General features: G+C 62.7%; 22 protein-coding genes. 1 reads left to right on the forward strand and 21 read right to left on the reverse strand.

Features of this window, described 5'->3' with window-relative positions:
• Window positions 1–2: 2 nt before the first annotated feature.
• Genes I2G20_RS04920 through I2G20_RS04935 form a run of 4 tightly spaced genes read right to left on the reverse strand, consistent with a single transcriptional unit; the run spans window position 3 to window position 3,743 of the window.
• Window positions 3–452: a GNAT family N-acetyltransferase gene (locus I2G20_RS04920; protein WP_196258561.1), complete on the reverse strand. Its 450-nt coding sequence runs from the start codon at window positions 450–452 to the stop codon at window positions 3–5.
• Window positions 439–1,125: a hypothetical protein gene (locus I2G20_RS04925; RefSeq protein ID WP_196258562.1), complete on the reverse strand. Its 687-nt coding sequence runs from the start codon at window positions 1,123–1,125 to the stop codon at window positions 439–441. Before I2G20_RS04925 ends, I2G20_RS04920 begins: the two co-directional genes overlap by 14 nt.
• Window positions 1,126–1,130: 5 nt before the next feature.
• The gene (locus tag I2G20_RS04930; RefSeq protein WP_196258563.1) at window positions 1,131–1,739 is read right to left on the reverse strand and encodes a hypothetical protein; all 609 of its coding nucleotides are present in this window, start codon (window positions 1,737–1,739) and stop codon (window positions 1,131–1,133) included.
• Entirely contained in the window at window positions 1,740–3,743 is a 2,004-nt protein-coding gene (locus I2G20_RS04935) for a phage tail tape measure protein (RefSeq protein ID WP_196258564.1), read from the reverse strand. It lies immediately after the preceding gene.
• A gap of 23 nt (window positions 3,744–3,766) precedes the next feature.
• Here I2G20_RS04935 and I2G20_RS04940 point away from each other — a divergent pair, with 23 nt between their 5' ends.
• Window positions 3,767–4,102: a hypothetical protein gene (locus tag I2G20_RS04940; protein ID WP_196258565.1), complete on the forward strand. Its 336-nt coding sequence runs from the start codon at window positions 3,767–3,769 to the stop codon at window positions 4,100–4,102.
• Here I2G20_RS04940 and I2G20_RS04945 read toward each other — a convergent pair.
• The 17 genes from I2G20_RS04945 to I2G20_RS05025 all read right to left on the reverse strand — a co-directional run bounded on the left by I2G20_RS04945 (window position 4,099) and on the right by I2G20_RS05025 (window position 15,276).
• The gene (locus tag I2G20_RS04945; protein WP_196258566.1) at window positions 4,099–4,335 is read right to left on the reverse strand and encodes a hypothetical protein; all 237 of its coding nucleotides are present in this window, start codon (window positions 4,333–4,335) and stop codon (window positions 4,099–4,101) included. The two genes, I2G20_RS04940 and I2G20_RS04945, sit on opposite strands and share 4 nt — an antisense overlap.
• A gap of 23 nt (window positions 4,336–4,358) precedes the next feature.
• Window positions 4,359–4,745 (reverse strand): gene transfer agent family protein, encoded by a 387-nt coding sequence (locus I2G20_RS04950; RefSeq protein WP_196258567.1) that lies wholly within the window; start codon window positions 4,743–4,745, stop codon window positions 4,359–4,361.
• Window positions 4,745–5,194, reverse strand: a complete 450-nt coding sequence (locus I2G20_RS04955) for a phage tail tube protein (RefSeq protein WP_196258568.1) — start codon at window positions 5,192–5,194, stop codon at window positions 4,745–4,747. Before I2G20_RS04955 ends, I2G20_RS04950 begins: the two co-directional genes overlap by 1 nt.
• Window positions 5,195–5,245: 51 nt before the next feature.
• The gene (locus I2G20_RS04960; RefSeq protein WP_196258569.1) at window positions 5,246–5,689 is read right to left on the reverse strand and encodes a DUF3168 domain-containing protein; all 444 of its coding nucleotides are present in this window, start codon (window positions 5,687–5,689) and stop codon (window positions 5,246–5,248) included.
• On the reverse strand, window positions 5,690–6,127 hold the full coding sequence (locus I2G20_RS04965; protein ID WP_196258570.1) for an HK97-gp10 family putative phage morphogenesis protein: 438 nt from the start codon (window positions 6,125–6,127) through the stop codon (window positions 5,690–5,692).
• A complete protein-coding gene (locus I2G20_RS04970; RefSeq protein WP_196258571.1) occupies window positions 6,127–6,498 on the reverse strand; it encodes a head-tail adaptor protein in 372 nt (123 codons plus the stop codon). Before I2G20_RS04970 ends, I2G20_RS04965 begins: the two co-directional genes overlap by 1 nt.
• Window positions 6,482–6,670 carry a hypothetical protein gene (locus I2G20_RS04975; RefSeq protein WP_196258572.1) on the reverse strand — a complete coding sequence of 63 codons (189 nt, stop codon included), beginning with the start codon at window positions 6,668–6,670 and terminating at the stop codon, window positions 6,482–6,484. The genes I2G20_RS04970 and I2G20_RS04975 overlap by 17 nt, the downstream gene beginning before the upstream one ends.
• The gene (locus tag I2G20_RS04980) at window positions 6,670–7,272 is read right to left on the reverse strand and encodes a head-tail connector protein (protein WP_196258573.1); all 603 of its coding nucleotides are present in this window, start codon (window positions 7,270–7,272) and stop codon (window positions 6,670–6,672) included. Before I2G20_RS04980 ends, I2G20_RS04975 begins: the two co-directional genes overlap by 1 nt.
• Window positions 7,269–8,006 carry a glycosyltransferase family protein gene (locus I2G20_RS04985; protein WP_196258574.1) on the reverse strand — a complete coding sequence of 246 codons (738 nt, stop codon included), beginning with the start codon at window positions 8,004–8,006 and terminating at the stop codon, window positions 7,269–7,271. The genes I2G20_RS04980 and I2G20_RS04985 overlap by 4 nt, the downstream gene beginning before the upstream one ends.
• The gene (locus I2G20_RS04990) at window positions 8,003–8,527 is read right to left on the reverse strand and encodes an O-methyltransferase (RefSeq protein WP_196258575.1); all 525 of its coding nucleotides are present in this window, start codon (window positions 8,525–8,527) and stop codon (window positions 8,003–8,005) included. Before I2G20_RS04990 ends, I2G20_RS04985 begins: the two co-directional genes overlap by 4 nt.
• 66 nt (window positions 8,528–8,593) lie before the next feature.
• Window positions 8,594–9,826: a phage major capsid protein gene (locus tag I2G20_RS04995; protein ID WP_425502623.1), complete on the reverse strand. Its 1,233-nt coding sequence runs from the start codon at window positions 9,824–9,826 to the stop codon at window positions 8,594–8,596.
• Between the two features lie 118 nt (window positions 9,827–9,944).
• Window positions 9,945–10,637: an HK97 family phage prohead protease gene (locus I2G20_RS05000; protein WP_196258577.1), complete on the reverse strand. Its 693-nt coding sequence runs from the start codon at window positions 10,635–10,637 to the stop codon at window positions 9,945–9,947.
• Window positions 10,638–10,642: 5 nt separating this feature from the next.
• Window positions 10,643–11,800: a phage portal protein gene (locus I2G20_RS05005; protein WP_343070307.1), complete on the reverse strand. Its 1,158-nt coding sequence runs from the start codon at window positions 11,798–11,800 to the stop codon at window positions 10,643–10,645.
• 95 nt (window positions 11,801–11,895) lie between these two features.
• Entirely contained in the window at window positions 11,896–13,584 is a 1,689-nt protein-coding gene (locus I2G20_RS05010; protein ID WP_196258579.1) for a terminase large subunit, read from the reverse strand.
• 1 nt (window position 13,585) lies between these two features.
• Window positions 13,586–14,062 (reverse strand): sigma-70 region 4 domain-containing protein, encoded by a 477-nt coding sequence (locus tag I2G20_RS05015; RefSeq protein WP_196258580.1) that lies wholly within the window; start codon window positions 14,060–14,062, stop codon window positions 13,586–13,588.
• Window positions 14,063–14,142: 80 nt separating this feature from the next.
• Window positions 14,143–14,502 (reverse strand): HNH endonuclease, encoded by a 360-nt coding sequence (locus I2G20_RS05020; RefSeq protein WP_343070308.1) that lies wholly within the window; start codon window positions 14,500–14,502, stop codon window positions 14,143–14,145.
• Between the two features lie 99 nt (window positions 14,503–14,601).
• On the reverse strand, window positions 14,602–15,276 hold the full coding sequence (locus tag I2G20_RS05025; protein WP_196258581.1) for a hypothetical protein: 675 nt from the start codon (window positions 15,274–15,276) through the stop codon (window positions 14,602–14,604).
• Between the last annotated feature and the right edge of the window lie 230 nt (window positions 15,277–15,506).

A 15,506-nucleotide genomic window follows, 5' to 3' on the forward strand; every position in this document is an offset into this window, starting at 1 on the left:
GCCTAGGCCGCGAGCGGTTTCAGAAAGTGCGTTTCAACGGCGCGATAACCGCGCCTGCGATAGAGAATTTCGGCCTGCGGGAAGCTCACCAGCGCCGCCATCTGGCAGAAGGCGCAACCCAGTCCGCGCGCCCAGTCCTCATAGGCGTCGAGCATCGCTCCCGCCGCGCGGCCGCGCGCATCGGGCGCGACCCACCACACGGTTTCCATGGCATAGCGCGCCGGGCCGAATGGATGGTCCTGCGCAGATGCCAGCAGAACGCCTTGCGGCTGATCCCCCATGACGAGGGCCAGCATCGACGGATCGCCGATATGCCGGTCGGCTATGGCGAGCGCATGGGGCGCACTGAAAGCCACCGGCACCACGGGCGCCGCGGCATGCGCGTCGCGCAGCAATCTCACGATGGCGAAGCGATCCAGGGCTGTGGCTTGGCGAACGTCAGAAGATGCCAAGGAAACCTCCCCAGCCGAACAGGCCCTTTGGCCTGACCGTCTGGACCTTGGCGTTGTCCCCCACGGCGCCCCAGTAATGGTCCCAGTCCCCGCACACGGCGGCGTCGATGAAGAACGCATCCCCCGGCGCGCGAACCTGCTGGTCTTCATGGCTGCGCGTCGAGGGATTGTGGCGCAACAGCTCCTGCGTGCCGCTCGTGCAGCTGAGGATCGCCGCCCCTTCCTCGTTTTCCCTCGGGGTTCGTATCTCGACCTGATCGACAAACCCCACGAACAGCGGCTCTGCGGGGTCCACCAGTTTCCGGCTGTCGGGATCGAGCAGGCCGGTATGGATTTCCACCCTTGCCTGCTTGACGTCATAAAGCCTTATCGCCGCCTCGACCTGCGCGTCGAGCTGGCTCATGGTGATCGTGATGTTCTGCACCGATATCCCGATGACAGCCGGAATGTCGCTGATCGAAATCAGCGCCCCGGCGCCCTTGAACTCGCGCAGGTCGGGTGCGCCGGTTTCCGGGTCGATCACCAGCGCCGAGACGTCGGCGAGGTCGGACCAGAAACCCACGCTGACCGGCGCGCCGGTCACCCGGTCGCGGGCCGTGATCGTCAGAAAGTCGCGCGGCATGAGACGCCGCGCGGCGAGCGCCGCAACGGTATTGGCTGAATAGGTTTTCATCGCTTCTACCCCCGCACCTCGGTAGCGGTGAACGATATCGATCCACGCCCGGTGCGCGGGTCGGCAGGGGCCGAGAGCGAGCCGGGATCGACCGTCATCAGGCACCAGGGCTTGTTGATGACCACGGCCTGCCCTGTCGCCGTCCCGGGCCAGAGGTGCGGCTCTATGGTGAAAAGCGCCGTCGGGTCGCCAGAGGCAGCCTCGAGCACGCGATAGAGCCCTGAACCTATGCGCACCATATCGCCGATCGAGAGAGCGATGCCGGTGAGCCCGGACAGGCGCACGGTCTTGTTGTCATCCCCGATCGTGTGCAGCGTGCCCGCCGGCAAAGAGCCGGTTCCGGAATGGGCGATCGGGCGGCAGCGGCTCGGCTGCCATGCCGTGAACGCCATCTGGCTCACCATTGCGTGCTCGATCCGCGCCCGCCAGTGGTCCAGCGCATTGGCGCGCAAGGGGCGCGACACCCACGCCGCCCGCCAGATCGGCTGCCCCAGATCCTTGACCCGCGTGCGTCCGCTGGCATGGCGCGATTGCTCCTGCCTCGCCACGAGGTTGAAGGAGACGGCCCAGCCCGGGAAACCGGTCAGCAGGTCGAGCGGTTCGGTGAGCGCCATTTACTTCCACGTCCTCCCACGCCCTGAGACGATCTTCTTGACCCGGCCCTCGAACTCGACCTGATTGCGCTGCAACACCTGCTCGATCCGGGCAACCGCCGCAACGTCGGCCCCCCGCGCGTCGATCTGGGGGGCATAGGTTACGCTCACCCCGCCGCCCGGCGCAGGCGCTGGCAGGGCGGGCAAGGCCAACCCGCCACCGACGAGTCCGCCCTCGGCATAGCCCTTGAGCGAGCGGTGCAGCGCATCGAGATTACCAACCCCGGCCTTCTGCGTGGCCTCTTTCGAGAACACATACTCGCCCTTGTGGACGATGCCTGCGGGCTGGTGCTTGCTGCCCCGGCCGGTGTAACCCCCGCCCGCGAAGCCGAACAGCTTGCCGAGCAGCCCGAAATCGGTGCCGCCTGTGCCGAACAGGCTGTTGAGGCCGAGCGTGAGCAAATGGTTGCCGACCTGTTCGAGCGCATTCCCCAGGGCCTCGGCCGCCGTCTTGCTCTCCTTGAGATCGTCGATGAACGAGCGCATCGCACTTTTGGAAACATCGCGCCATTCTTCCCAGAACTGCCGCTGCTTGTTTTGCTGCTCGGCAAGCTGCGCGCCTTCGCTGGCAGCGGCCGCGAGTGCCGCCGCCATCTCGTCAATGGCAGCCGACAGCGCCGGCGTGATCGTCAGGCCTTCCTTGTTCGCCGCGTTAAGCAGCTGCTGGCGCGCCCGCGCATATTCAATCGCATACCCGTAGTCGTTGACGAGCGGATTGACCTCGCGCAGCGCCGCGGACTCTGCCTTGATCATCTCGATCCGGTCGGAAATCGACTGCATCGCAGATGTGAAGGGCGAGGACTTGGACCCGCCGCCGCCAACCGGAACGATTTCCGTATCGGCAGCGTCAGGGATCATGGCGCGACGTGCCGCCGCTTCGCGAGCCGCGATTTGCGCGGTCAATTGCATGATGCGGTCGCGCAGACCCTGGTTCAGATCTACCCGCTGCTGATCAATGCCCGTAACCCAGTCCTCCTCTGGCCCTCTCGCCAGTTCGGCTAGATCGTCTGCCAGCTGTCGCCTCAACCCGTTCAAAGACATTTGGTCCATCGACCGGGTGGCATCGACCACGCTGTTGATCGCATTAGCGACTGCAGCGATCGCCTGAGCGGCCGCAATGACCACTGGTGCAAGATCGACAAAAGCCTGCTTGAGCTGGCTATCGATGACTTTTTGCGCCACACCGAGCTTGTTGTTCATCTCCTCGGAGCGGGCGATGATCTCCCGATCGACGATCAGACCCATTTCCCGCGCGCGCCGCGTGAAGTCGTCCAGCCCGTCCGCCCCGTCCTTGAGGATGCGCACCATGTCGACGCCGGACTTCCCGAAAGCGGCCCGGGCGATGGTCGCTTTCTCCTCGGCCGTCGTTGCTTTGCGGATGGCATCTGCGACGAGCCGCAGGCGCTCCTCCTGGTTCGTCGCCAGCTGCAGCTGTTCGAGAAGGGACTTGTTCGTCTTGTCGAGAAAACTAGCAAGTTCGCCCTGGCCGTTGCGAAGCGCGCCCACGCGCACCGTGAATTGCTCGATAGCTCCGTCCAGCCCGTCCACGCCCTCTTCCAGCGCAGCAAACCCGAGCGATTGGTAAAGGTCGGTGGAGAGCCCAGCCGTCCGTGCCGTTTTCCCCAGCTTGTCGAATTCGGCAATGGCTTCACGCGCGATCCCCAGCATCTTGCCGAAGGCAAAAGTCGTGGCGCCGGCGCCGATAACGAGAGCGCCCATCGCAACGTTCGTGCGACCAAAGATCGATGCCGTCGAACTGAACCGGCTGGCAATGCCGCCAAGGGGCCCGTGCATCACCGCAATCGATGAGGCGACGTTCCGGAACGACGTGGCGAGCCGCCTGTTCCCGGCGAGCATTTGCCGCTCCATGTTACGGGTCAGGCCCATCGCCCGGTTGACGCCGTTCTGGAGTCCGGTAATCTTGGCGTCCATCTGGACAACAAGGCGCTCGATATCTGTTGCCACAAGTCACCTCGGGAGGACTGGATGTGAAACACTGGTTGGCAGGGTTGGCAATTATCGCAGTGTTGGGATCGGGCGTTGCGTCCGCTCAGAGTTTTGATGTTCAGTTTGTAAAATTCAGAACTGAAACCATCGACCGGCATCAGTTCCACAAAGCAATGGCACAAGCGACAAACCTAACCGGCCAGACACTGACGCTATATGCCGGTTGCACTATGTTCGGCAGTGACGGGGCACCTCTCGGCCAAACGAGCTTTGTCTTTTTCAATGTCCAGCCCGGCGCGACCGCCTACTACGAGACCGGAGTTCATTCATATGCGGGTGTCAAATCGGTATCGTGCCGCGAAACAATGGCCCACTAAGCCCTGAACTGAACCCTGCCCTTCGGCACCGGGCGTGACGCATCCCACCAATAGGTTTGTGTTTCAAGCCAGCGCGGACCCGCGCCGTCGCTGCTCAGCCAGTCGAACAACTCGTCCTTCTGGCTTTCCGAGAGCCTGTTGCCGCTGCCATTCGCCTGCACATAGCCATTGTACGCGGCCATGAACTGCCAGAGGCTCATTGTCTCGACCTGCTGCGGCGAGAACCCCATCACGGCACCGACGCCATAGACGCCCGCTATTCGGAATTTTCCGTCGGGGAGGTCGTCGAGGCGTCCGTCGTCGCCTCCCCCACGGCTTCCCCCGGGTCTTCGTCCGCGGGCCCGTGCAGCGCTACACCCAGAATGCCGCGGGCGAGCATGAGGTTTTCCAGTGGCGGCCGGCTTTCGACATAGTCCCGCACCAGGCGCAGTGCCTTGGCAGGCTCCGTGCCCCCGCCGATCAGCGCCAGCCGGATCGTGTGGCTGATATCCCCGAGCCGCCATTGGCCGTTGCCGAGCCTCTCGTAAACCACGAACGGCCCTGCATCAGTCGCCTCCTGCAGCTTGATGAGTTCGCCCCACCGGAGCGCGAAGACGTAATCGCCATCGGCCCAATCGAGCGTTATTTCGGCAGACCGCGTCATCAGGTGTCCGCATTCACGACGCGGACCATCTCGCCGTCCGACGACATCTCCACATTGTTGGTCACCCGGCCCTGCGGGGTCGGGTGACCCATCGTCAGCGTGGCCACCTGCATGAACCCCGTCCACACGATCGTCTTGGCCGGAAACTCGATTTCCACCTTGGCGGGCACCGAGTCGGTGCTTTCCCATGCATCGAGCCAGGTCTCGACCGATTGCGCCGCCAAAACGCCTTCGCCGCTGATCGTCATGGAAAGGCTGGTTGCGTCGCGGCCGAGCCATGGCACCTTGTCTGGATCGTCGCAGTCGGGCAGCGCGATGTCTTCGAGCCCCTTGGTGAGCGTCAGCGACTTGGAAAGAAAGCCGCACGGCGCTTCGTAGACGATAGGGTCGGCATCATTGCCGAGCAGGACGCGGAAGCGCCCGCCCTTTGTGGTTTCGGGTTGAGCCATATCGGCCTCCATAAAAAAGCCGCCCGAAGGCGGCAGGGTGAAAAAGAAGTGTCAGGTGTCCGGATGGTCCGGATCGCGCTCTTCGACCAATGCGGTGAACTGCATCACCCCGTGATTGGTGATCCCGTCTGGATCACGGAACACGCGCTGCAGCGTCATCTCCAGCGTGACAAGGGCATTGGTCGTCAGCGCCAGTTCCGCATTGTGCAGCACGTTTTTGACCGCGCGGCATATCTTCCGGCATTCGACCGAGCTGTGGGCCTGGTCCGCCCCGGCCGACCAGATGTCGAGCTGGAAGGTGATCTCCTGCCCCGGGATGCATTCGGCGTCTTCCGGTATGCCGAATGTCGGCCCCAAAGAGATGTAAGGCATCTCCGCTTCGTCGCCCTGCGGCGGCGGATCGTAGAACCGCTCGCCAATGAGGCCCGCCACCAGAGGATCCGCGAGAAGGGCAGCACGGGCGGCGAAAATCAGATCGTAATCAGGCGCGTCCATCTACCGTTCTCCAGAGGCCTGAGCGGCGATGCGTCTGGCCGCCTTGTTGGTCGCGCGTGTGATCCGCCCCCGCATCCGCTTTTTGTTGGCCCGGTAGCTCGGAAAGAAATACGGCCGCGCGCGCATCTTTTTCGTGCCGAACTCGACCCATCGGGCCCAGAATGCCTTGCTGTTGCCCGCGTAGATCGTGATCCTCAGGTTCCCTTTCCCTCGGCCGCCACGCACCTCGCCCAGCGTCATCGCGCCCTCCGGCGCATTGCCCCATGTCCACCCGATAGAATCTCGGAGATCGCCTTCGTCGACAGGCACCAGGCGCCTGGCCATGTTCACGATCTCTTGCGCCGACTTCTCCATTTCCCGGCGAAGCTCTTTGGCCACATCTTCGGTAAACCGCGAAAGCTTACGATTGAGCCGCTGGATTGCGCGAGGATCGAGCATTATGACACGCCCCCATGATTGACGATCATCTCGAGCCATGCCCGCCTGCCGTCAGGGTCGGCCGGGGGTGCCGTGATCGCGAAAACACGCTTCGGATCACGAGCGTCGACAGCGCGCCAAGCGGCTGTGATCTGCCGTGTCTGGCTCGACTGGCGCACCGTCAGCACATAGGGCTGCTGCCCCTGCAGTCGCGCCGCCATCACCGTTTCGGTCCCGCGCATCGGCGCAAGGCCGACCCAAACGGTGAATTGATCTTCCCAGTCCCCGGCCCCAGGCTGCACTTTGCCCCAACCGTCGTCAGCATCACCGCGTTTCTGGAAGGTGACCCGCGCCCGGGTCGCCCCGGCACGCCTGTTATTGCCGCTCGCCATCGGACGTCTCCGCCTCCGGCCCGGGCTTGCGCACCATCACCCCACGCCCCAGCGCCTCGGCGCGGGCCGCGCAGGCCGTAGTCACCAGCAATGTCCGTCCCGCCCTGTAGGCGATGGTGACGCCCGGCCTGGGCTTGAAGTCGAAATCCTTGTCGAACCGGAACCAGGGCATCAGAGACCCGCCCTTCTGTAGGGCGCCAGCAGCGCGGCGACGCCAAGCGGCAGTTCCGTTGTGATGTTGCCCACGTTCACCGCCTCGCGGTTCGCCTCCCAATGCCCCAACAGCATCAGGATCGCCGTCTTGATCGCCTCGGGAACCGTGCTCTTGGGCTCATCGTCGCCCGTATTGGGATATCCCGCCTTGAACGTCACAGAGACGGCCGCGATCTCGGCAAGGTCGGTTGGCGCCGCATAGTCCCGCTTGAAGCGGATATAAGCGCCCAGCATATCCGCCTTGAGCGCATAACCGCTCTGCGCCACTGTCGCCAGTTGCCCCGCGCGGTTGCGCCAGGTGATCGATGAAACCGATATCACCGGCCAGAGCGGCAGCCGCAGGCACGGCGCGAATTTGTCGAAGTCCTGCCGCCATTCCTGCTCGACCAGGCAGCGCCCGAGAATGCCGGTCCACCCGTCGAGATGCGCGACCGCCGCGCGGATCAGCCCGCCAATAAAGGCGTCTTCATCGCTGCCGTCGATGCGGAGCGCTACCTTGGCCTCTGCGATGGTAACAGGCAGGATGGCCGGCGGTGTGACGAGAACGGGTGGATAGGTCATGCGGCCTGTCCATTCAAGCGTTCTTCGAGCGCGCTCCACACCCCGATCAGATTGCGCACGCCGGGCCGCGCCAGGTCCTCCCGGGAGCCATCGAACAACGCCCGCCTGAAGGCGCCCTTCACATGCACGATGCGCGTGGTAGCCGGATCGAAACCCTCCCACGCGCTCTCCTCGCAGTTCCAGATCGCGCAGGGGAGCTTTTCGATTTCGATTGTCCCGGCCATCTCGCCCTTGAGCATGTGGCCGAACGCGGCCTGGTTGATGCCCCCATAGGTCCGCCGCCATGGCGCGTGCAGATTGTTGTCGAGCAGCATGCGCCGGTTGACCTCCGCCCACGCTGTAAAGAACGCCTTGACCGCGTCCGAGACCCGAACCGCGATAACCCCGGAATTGAAGGGAAAGCGCGATATCTTTGCCGTGTAGGCCAGATCGAACTTGGCGTCCCAGATCGCATCGAGGCTGTTGACGATGAAGGTGTCGGCATCGATCAGCAGAATGTGCTCGCCGGGCCGGGCCGCCTGGATGATCGCATTCCACTGTTCCATTTTCTGGGTATTGTCGATGTGCCCCCGATTGGCCTGGGCATGGGCGTTGAGCGCCTCGACCGGGACGTTGCTGATGGCGATGTCCCAGCCACTGCAATGCTCCCGCGCCGTCATCTCCAGCACCGCCGCAAGGCGCTGGAACATGGGTAGCTCACCGAACCACGGCGCCTCAAGTCTCGGGCGCCTCATGCCGCACCTCTGGTAATCCGGGCAATGTTGCCCCGCCCAGCCAGGATTTCGACGCCGTGTCCCATGGCCGCGAGCCGCGCCAGCGATGCCTGCTCGCCGTCGCGGCCGGCATCGTGCAGCAACACCACAGGCGCGCGCCGGATCGCGAACGCGAGCGTGTTAAAGCGGCTTAGCCCCTCCTGCCCCTCGTGTTCTACCCGGAAGCGATTGCCCGGCGGGCTGTCGACGAACGCCAGGTCGAACTTGGCCCGCGCCGAAAGCCCCTCGACGGTGACATTCGGCGCATTCTGGTAGAGGTGAACGCTCACGGCAGAATGCTCTGCAAAGCGCGAGCGGGCCTTGTCTAGCCAGCCGGCGTCATGCTCGCACGTGACGATCCGCTTCACCCCCGCCTCGATAAAGGCAAAGGTCGATCCGCCCGGCCCGAACTCGAGAACGCTGGCTGCCCCCTGCGCATGCGCGAGCAGGGTTGCATAGCAATCCTCTTTCAGACCGCCAGCGCGGCCCTGAAACATCTTCATGGAAACCTCCATCGGCTCATGAAGAAAGCGGCCCACACTGGGGCCGCTTTCCGTGATCAACCGATCCTAGGTGTCAGCGACGAATGTTATTTCGCCGGTCACAAACGCTTCGGGGCGGTAAACCGCAAGAGCAAGGCGCTCTTCAGAAAGGATCGTCACCAGGTTGCGGATGAAGTCGTCATCCACATACCCAGTCTCGATCCTGGCATCCCATCGGTCGAACAACTGCGCGCCAAGTCTGAAGGCGCCGGTGAGGAACTCGCCAGCCGCCATCGCCTGCGTTTCGACGACCGGCAGGCGCCACAGGGTCGGAGCGATGCCGTTTTGCGGATTGCCGATAATGTAACGGCCTTCCTCGTCTTTCGTGGTCTCGATCCGCGCCCAATCGATAGGATTGAGAACGTGACCGGTCGCAGGATATTCCGCCAGCGCCACCTGCAGCATCGCCAGTCGAAGGGCATCGATCGGAGAAGCAAACTCTGGCGTGAAGGACGGGTTGAACGCTGTGGCCTGTGGCAAGATGCCATGCAGGTTCTGGCCTTGACCGTTGCCATTGAGCAGCTGCTGTTCCTCGACATAGGCAAGGCCGTAGAGCAGGCGATTGTCGATGTAGGAGGCAAGCTGGCTGAAGTCGTCCAGGATCTGCTTGGAGGCCTTCATCCAGTGCGCGATGACCTTGGCCGAGGTCGTCACGAGATCGAATTTGAGGTCCGAGTCAGGCTTCGTCTCTCCTTCTGCGACCACATCGGCAGCATTGGTGAACCCGGTTTCCCGGACGTATTCCAGCGTGGACCCATCCATGCGGCCCGGCGTGATCAGATCACGAATGGTCAGACGACGGTCGGGCGGGGCGATTATGCCGGGCAGACGAGTATTCCGGACCCCCGCGCCAGCCGATCCGGCCGCATCGGTCGTGGCGGAAGTGATCGTCGCCTTGACGCGCATATCAGCGCCCCGTGCCCCCTTGGAGAACCCAGCGGCATGGAATGCCTTAAAGCCCTCGCTTTCCACGAACTGCTGACCAATGGACTTCTCGGCCTCTTCACCAGAGCCGCCGCCGCGAGCCATCTTCTGCTCGATGTCCGCGACCTGCTCGGCCAGGCCGTTCATCTTCAGGAGCGCTTCGTCGGCCTTTTCCTTGAGCGAGGTGGCAAGTTCCTCGCCCGATTTGGCCTTCCCGAGGGCCTCCTCGGCAATGGCCTTGACGGCATCGACCGCTTTCTGGTGCTCTGCCTTGATCTCGATCGCAAGTTCGGCGGCCGACTTTGTGGTCTCGGGGCCGTGATCAGGTGCCCGCATGTAACGACCCATTGCGCGTTCTGCGGGGGTCATGGCGCCAAGAAGCGCCGCGCTGCCCAAAAGGGCGGCTCGTTTCAGTCCCGACATGGGAACCTCCATTAATGTGGATTTCTGGGGCCTAGCCCCTCAATGCCCGAAGAAGTTCGAGCGTCTCGTCCGCACTGGCAGGCTCCCCCTGCCCTTTCAGGTGGACGCGCGCGGCACGCTCCGCCTGCGAATTCGAGAAGCCCAATCCCTTGAGCCATGTCTCGAATTCCCGCTCGGTCAGCCGGTCCCCGGCCTTGAGCTTGTCGGTCAGCGCCTGGGCCGCCTTGACGGCCTTGACGCTGCTGATCGTCGCGCTTTCATTCGCGCCGATCGAAACGATGGAGACCTCCTTGAGGTCTAGTTTTTCGAGCGTCCACACACCGGTGTCCGTATCAACTGAATAGGACTTGATCCGATATCCGATTGACAGCCCGTCAATGTCGCCCTCTTTGAGAAGTTCGTAGGCCTCTCGGGCGCGCTGAACACCCATGTTCAACTTCCCCTTGACGAACAGTCCCTTGGTGTCTTCGAGCGCTTCCAGCCACTTGCCGACCGGCTCGTCGCGGTTGTGCTGCCAGAACATCTTGGGCATCGTGCCGGCCGCCTTGTGCTCGGCAAGAGAGTCCGAAAACGCGCCGGGCGCGATCACGTCGCCATAGCTGTCCGGTTCGCCGCCGAAGGTTGACGCATAACCCTCGAACTCGCCGGTTGCGGCAAGTCGCTTGATGTCGAGGATAGGTGATGTCTTGGCGAGATCGACGCCAGCATCTTTGGTCTTGAGCATGGGTGCTAGTCCTGTCCCTGCGCGATCGCCCGCCTGATCGCTTCATCGTCGATTTCGGAAATCGGAACGTTCTGCATCTGCATTCGGGGTGTATCTCCACCCTCGACGGGTGGAAGGTTTTCAAGGGCCCGCACTTCATTGATCGTGAGCCACCCGCTTTGAAGCCCGGATTGATAAAACCGCGAGCGCGCCTGGCTGTCGCCACGCAAAAGGCCTTCAAGGCTGAATTCGACGATAATGCCAGCAGCACGGTCTTCCGGTGTCAGCAATTGCTTCATGATGGCCTGCTCGAAGCGCTTGATCCGGCGGCGCAGCGTGAACTTCACAAAGCCAATGGTTTGCTGCTCGATGCCAGTTCCCCAGCTTGTGGACTTCTCCGTGTGCCCCACCATGAACGGCGGAACACCGAACAACCGGCAGATTTCCTCTACCGAGAACCCACGAGACGCCAGCATCTGGACGTCTTCTGGCTTCATCGAGAGGGGAGTGACCGTCTGTCCACCTTCCGCAACGAACGGGCGGCCGGAATTCATCGCGCCGACAAACTTCTTTTCGAGGGCGGCATGAACCTCCTCGCGGCGCTCCCTGCTCAAAAACTCCTGGAAGGCGATCACGAAAGAAGGACGCATGCCGTTGCGGAACGTCACGGCTGCGGATTGATCGATTGCGCGCGCCATGCCGAAGGTCTGGCCGCCGAACTCCATCGTCGACAGCCCACCCTCCGGCGCGCCGCCAAAACCTCGAACATGCAGAACGTCCTGCGCGCCAACATCAAAACTCTGTCCATGTTCGGACCAGCGATACCGGAGCGCACCGTTTGAGGTGCGCGAAACCCTCATGATATCGGGGCGGACGGGCGTCAGCCCGACCAGCCTGCCGCCGAGCTTATCCTTGCGTGCATAGGCGCTGCCCCAAAGTTCGAGGCTCGCGCTTTCGAACTCGAAAAAGTCGACAGCCGTCTGGTCTGCGTTCGGGCTATCATGGAGAATCCGATAGAGCGGATGCGAGGTGTCCACCTCCCTGCCTCCATCGGAACGGCGGCGATAGACCAGCAATGGCAGGGTACCGATCGTCCCCGCAAGAAGATTGACGCAGGCCCATGCCGTCGACAGCGATAGAACCAACTTCGGGTTCAGCGCTTGGCCGGCATCGTTCTCGATCACGCCCCATCCCTCTGTGTTTGTCAGAGAAAGCGGGCGTCGAGTGTCCACTAGTTGCGACTTAGCCATGAGAGGCTGAAGCATGCGCTGAATAATGTTCATGCCGCCCCCAGAAGGCTATCGAGGTAGTCTTCCAGGCCGGAACCTGTTGCCTGCGGATTGCGGATCATCACCGTCACGGCGTTGAACAGCGCCATTGCCGGATCGATCTTGGCGTCACCGGCCGTCTGCTTGGTCGCCCGGATCGCCGTGGCCGTCGGCTCGATCTTGATGTTGGAAACACACCAATCCATCATCGCCTGGCCGGCATGGCGCAGCGTGCCGTTGGCCAGCTTGCGCTCTGCCGTCTTGATCGCGTTCATCATTGCGTATCCCTGCGGCGCACCAACCAGCAATCCGGCCTCCTGTGTCACCCCGATTTCGTCGAGGGCCTCGATCATTTCGCCCAACCCGGCGGGGTCGACCGCCACCGGCCCCAAGAGACCGGCATCCTTGATCGTCTCGATCAGACCCACGATTTCCGAAATGTCCGCCAGCTCGTCATCGACGATCACCAGATCGCCGGCCTTTTCGAAGTCCCGCAATAGCGGCGCGATCTTCTTCCGCCTTTCCAGCACGCCCTCATGGCACCACGCCCGCGACCATGCCAGCCAGTCGCGCGTTTCCTTATGACGCCCGACCAGCGAGAGCCCGAACAGATCGTCCAGCCCGCCACCATCGAGTCCCGGCACGATCACCTCGCAAACATCGAGCATGTGATCGAGTGTGATCCTCGCATCGGCCCGCGATGGCCAGAATTCGACGCCCGCCCATCGGTCCCGGCGTTGCCGGTTGCCGATCTCGACGTTGAGATGCTTGGCGAGGAAGATCTGTATTCCGTCGCCTTCGCCGACCTGTTCCTTGGCGAGTTCACGGATGAGCCAGTCGACTTCCACCGAACGCCCGATATTGGGGTTGGTGATGTAGAAATTGTCCGGATCGAGATAGGCTTCCGCCTCGATCATCGCGGGCGGCCACTCGTAGAGCACGCCGAGCGCCGCATTATCCTCGATCGTCCCGTCGCGCACGCCGCGGAAGTAATCGAGCTTGTCCTTGAACACCCCGGCTGGCCGCTCATCGCTGTGGGTCGTGAGATAGATCACGAACCCTTCCGGCCGCGAGACCAGCCCGCCGACAGCTTCGCGCAGCATCGCAGCGGCGTTGGCGCGCTTGCCGAACATCCAGAGTTCTTCGACAAGAACGAAAGCAGCCTTCTTGCCGCCCACCGTTTCGGCGTCGGCGGCGATGACCTTGAGTTCCGCCCCGGTCACCCGGTGCTTGATCACCCTCAGATGATCCTGGACATGCAGAAGCGTGCTCAACTCATCGTCATAGCGCACCATCGCCGATGCAGGGCCGAAGACGTTATTGGCCACTTCGAGTGTTGGTGCCAGCACCAGAAGTTCAGCCTCGTGCCGCCAGTTGCGGATAAGCGCCGTGATCATGATGCCGGCGCTGATCGTCGACTTTCCGTTCTTCTTGCTGATCAGCAGCAGGAATTCGCGGATCAGCCGCCGCGCGGTTTTGGCATCGTAAGCGCCGAAGATCGCCGCGACGAAATCGAAAACCCACTGCTCGCCGACTTCGCCGAACGTAGGTTGTCCTGGCAGATCGACGACGCGCAGCGACTTGAACACCGCCAGCGCCGCTTCCGCTTCGTCCTCAAACAGCGGATCGCAAGGAATGAGTGACCGGCCCTGGACGATGCGGATCTCCCAGTCCGGGCAGGCCGTCGTCCAGTGCTTCATGCTAGTTCAGGAGATCGGGCGCCGGCGGCGGCGCGAACTTCCCTTGAACCGAGCCCGCCGCTTCGCGCTGCATTTCCTTCTTGCCCTTCTTGGCGTCGGCTGGCGGTTTGCTCCCGTGCTGCCCGCGCGACTTGATGTGATCGGCGAGCTTTGCCAGATCGTGCTTGTCGAAGAGCCTCACCATTTCCTTGATGGCAGCGACGTTGCCCTCTTCGACCTGCGTCAGCAGCGACCCCATCGTAAGCGCCTCGACACGGGCTCGCGCTTCCTCGCGCACCTTGAGTTCCCGAAAATAATTCTTGCGCAGAGTGGGCGGCGTGATCGACAACGCCGCCGCGATGCGTTCGATGCTCCAGTCGAACGCCTGTAACATCATGACAATCTTGCGCTTTTCCTCAGTCGGTACATGCGGCGGCCGACCCCGCTTGCCAAACCCCTCAGGAATAGGGTCGCCAAGCAGGTCAAAATCCTGTCCCATCGAAAAAAAATCTCCACGTGAGGGGGTGGCGGGTCCGGCGTGCGAGCGGTCCCAGACTTTTGACCCCCCCCCTCCGACAATCAGAAACCAGCGGCTCGCTCCTCGGCCTGGATGATCCCGTCGTGGATCGCCTTGCTCACGGTCTCGATGTTGTTGATGTCCCAGAACAGCTTCGGGTCACCACGGTGCGGTACCTTGTGATTGGCGACCGGACTGTTGGGCGCCGGATGCTTGCCAATACACAACTCGCCTGTACGCTGGCAGCGATATCCGTCGCGCACGAACACCGCGCGTCGCAACTGCGCCCATCGTTCCGACTTGTACCAGCCACGCACGGCGCTATCGACACTATAGCGCGTGTCGCGCACCTCGCGCATGGTTGCAACCATTGGCTTGATGTTGGCGACGACAGGCCGGATCGATTTGAGCTTGCTGGGCACTCTGCCCCCAGAAACGGAAAAACCCGCCTCGGAAGTCCGGGCGGGCTGTATGTCACCTATTTGTGTGTCCGGGACTATGTCAAAATCCGCGTGACGCTGTCAAGCCCTCGTGCGCACCTGGTCGCGCCTAATCTTGCGCCCGGCGATTTCGACATATTCGGCGCTTACGCGATCCTCTGCCTTTCTGTGCCGCTCGAACGGGCCATCTGGCGTGAGGATAGCGCGCTTCTCCTCCTCCCATGGCGTACGCGACACCCGAGGCCCGGTCGCCTCATGGCTGGCCATCCTGCCATTGACGATATCGACAAGCCCCGCCAGCCCGTCCCACCAGTCGGTATAGTCCTTGCGCCAGCGCACCACGTCCTTCTCGGGCCAGCCGATGAACTCCATCACCGCCGTGCGCTGCGAGCGCCTGTCGCCCGGCTTGGCGTAATGCCACGCCGGATGCCCGTTCGCCCCTGTCTTCTGCCGCCAGTATCCCGGGCCTTCCTCGCACCAGTCGGGCCGCGTGCCGGTCCTGCCATGCCGCAACACAAGTTCGCCCACACGCTCATCGAGCGCGACAATCGCGTCCCGCACGATCACGGCATCATCGTCCGAGAGCAGCGATATCGAAGGCGGGCCGATAGTACCGCCATCGATCCGCGTGCCCAGTGCTGCATAACCAGTCCGCGCGCCAGACCCGCCACCACTCATCGCCCAGCCAAGCCCTTGCTCGACCATCGCCCATGTCACCAGCCGCTCAACGTCCATTGTCTCTTTTGCCTGTTTCATTTCTAGCGACCTTTGCGACCTTTATTCGAGAGTTGGATATCAACCCTCGCAAACTGAAATAGATAAGCGGATCAATGCGATGGTGGTCGTTTCAGCGAGGGAGCGAGGGTCAAACAGGAACCGCGCTATATGGAAACGATTTTGCCGTGCCGCCTTGTGCCCGAGAGAACCACCCCGAACCCCTGCTTACGCATTATAGGCGTTTTCGACCCTCGCACCCTCGCGAAAAT

The sequence above is a fragment of the Pelagibacterium limicola genome, assembly GCF_015694405.1.
Taxonomy (GTDB): domain Bacteria; phylum Pseudomonadota; class Alphaproteobacteria; order Rhizobiales; family Devosiaceae; genus Pelagibacterium; species Pelagibacterium limicola.

What these genes read in the sequence shown, in the direction of transcription:
- I2G20_RS04990 (WP_196258575.1), bottom strand. Translation starts at nt 8,527, where the DNA reads ATGAAGATGTTTCAGGGCCGCGCTGGCGGTCTGAAAGAGGATTGCTAT.
- I2G20_RS04975 (WP_196258572.1), bottom strand. Translation starts at nt 6,670, where the DNA reads ATGCCCTGGTTCCGGTTCGACAAGGATTTCGACTTCAAGCCCAGGCCG.
- I2G20_RS04965 (WP_196258570.1), bottom strand. Translation starts at nt 6,127, where the DNA reads ATGCTCGATCCTCGCGCAATCCAGCGGCTCAATCGTAAGCTTTCGCGG.
- I2G20_RS04985 (WP_196258574.1), bottom strand. Translation starts at nt 8,006, where the DNA reads ATGAGGCGCCCGAGACTTGAGGCGCCGTGGTTCGGTGAGCTACCCATG.
- I2G20_RS04955 (WP_196258568.1), bottom strand. Translation starts at nt 5,194, where the DNA reads ATGGCTCAACCCGAAACCACAAAGGGCGGGCGCTTCCGCGTCCTGCTC.
- I2G20_RS04950 (WP_196258567.1), bottom strand. Translation starts at nt 4,745, where the DNA reads ATGACGCGGTCTGCCGAAATAACGCTCGATTGGGCCGATGGCGATTAC.
- I2G20_RS04970 (WP_196258571.1), bottom strand. Translation starts at nt 6,498, where the DNA reads ATGGCGAGCGGCAATAACAGGCGTGCCGGGGCGACCCGGGCGCGGGTC.
- I2G20_RS04925 (WP_196258562.1), bottom strand. Translation starts at nt 1,125, where the DNA reads ATGAAAACCTATTCAGCCAATACCGTTGCGGCGCTCGCCGCGCGGCGT.
- I2G20_RS04960 (WP_196258569.1), bottom strand. Translation starts at nt 5,689, where the DNA reads ATGGACGCGCCTGATTACGATCTGATTTTCGCCGCCCGTGCTGCCCTT.
- I2G20_RS04930 (WP_196258563.1), bottom strand. Translation starts at nt 1,739, where the DNA reads ATGGCGCTCACCGAACCGCTCGACCTGCTGACCGGTTTCCCGGGCTGG.
- I2G20_RS05000 (WP_196258577.1), bottom strand. Translation starts at nt 10,637, where the DNA reads ATGCTCAAGACCAAAGATGCTGGCGTCGATCTCGCCAAGACATCACCT.
- I2G20_RS05015 (WP_196258580.1), bottom strand. Translation starts at nt 14,062, where the DNA reads ATGGGACAGGATTTTGACCTGCTTGGCGACCCTATTCCTGAGGGGTTT.
- I2G20_RS05010 (WP_196258579.1), bottom strand. Translation starts at nt 13,584, where the DNA reads ATGAAGCACTGGACGACGGCCTGCCCGGACTGGGAGATCCGCATCGTC.
- I2G20_RS04980 (WP_196258573.1), bottom strand. Translation starts at nt 7,272, where the DNA reads ATGACCTATCCACCCGTTCTCGTCACACCGCCGGCCATCCTGCCTGTT.
- I2G20_RS05025 (WP_196258581.1), bottom strand. Translation starts at nt 15,276, where the DNA reads ATGAAACAGGCAAAAGAGACAATGGACGTTGAGCGGCTGGTGACATGG.
- I2G20_RS04995 (WP_425502623.1), bottom strand. Translation starts at nt 9,826, where the DNA reads ATGCGGGCACCTGATCACGGCCCCGAGACCACAAAGTCGGCCGCCGAA.